The sequence below is a fragment of the Pseudoalteromonas sp. SANK 73390 genome (assembly GCF_054966645.1).
Genome location: NZ_ARPN01000016.1, coordinates 1 through 1,095, shown reverse-complemented (window position 1 = coordinate 1,095; position 1,095 = coordinate 1). Strand labels below are relative to the sequence as shown.

Annotated in this window: 1 protein-coding gene; it reads left to right on the top strand. The window is 43.6% G+C overall.

The annotated features are described in order from the left end of the window. Positions 1 to 1,095: condensation domain-containing protein (locus SANK73390_RS01765; protein WP_462762780.1), on the top strand; the 1,095-nt coding region annotated here is incomplete at both ends.

The following is a 1,095-nucleotide window of genomic DNA, read 5'->3' as shown; positions in this document are numbered from 1 at the left end:
CGCCATGAATCGCTCAGAGCGAATATCAGTGTTGTAGAGGCAGAGGCCGTGCAACACATACGCTCAGCAGATGATTTTTCAGTGACCTATATAGATTTACAAGATGCAGATGATGTTGAGCAAGCGCTGCAAGTAAGTATGCAAGCAGATGCAGAGCAAGCATTTGATTTAAGTCGAGACTATTTACTGCGAGTGCATTTGATAAAGCTGAGCAGTGAACGCCATGCGGTGTTAGTGAATATGCATCACATAGCATCGGATGGTTGGTCGTTAGGTATTTTAGTGAATGAATTCAGCCAGCTTTATAGAGCTTATCAAGCGGCAGAAGAGAACCCATTAGCGGCGTTGCCAATTCAATATGCAGATTATGCACATTGGCAAAGACAAGAGCTGCAAGCAGCGAAGTTAACAACGTCATTGGGATACTGGCAATCACGTTTAGCACAATTACCAGTGCAGCATAGTTTGCCATTAGACAGAGCCAGAGGGGCATTGCAAAGCTTTAATGGCGCCCGGGTTGGGCAACGGTTAAATAAGGGTGTGACAAAGCAAGTCAAGCAATTGTGTCGAAGTGAAGATGTGACGTTGTTTATGTTACTGCAAAGTGTTTTTGCGGTGTTATTAAGTCGCTACAGTGGACAAACGGACATAGTTATGGGTACCCCGGTTGCGGGCAGACACCATCCGCAATTAGAAAATCTAATCGGCTTTTTCGTAAATACTTTGGTGTTAAGGACAGAGGTTGATGAGAAGACGAGTTTCAGTGATTTTTTACAACAAAATAAACAACATATTTTAGATGGTTTCCAGCATCAGGAAGTGCCATTTGAGCAGTTAGTGGATGCATTACAACCAGCGCGAAGTTTAAGTCATAGTCCATTATTCCAAATATTATTTGTGCTGCAGAACAACGAACAAGGGGCGCTAGATTTACCGGGTTTAAGCTTATCGCCCTTAGCGCAAGCGGGCAGTAATGCGGTGAAGTTTGACTTAGAGCTTTATATCACGGAGTCGGACGATGAGCTGTACTTGGATTGGCAGTACAATCAGGACTTATTCGATGCTTTGTCAATAGAGCGCTTATCGCAAAGTTTA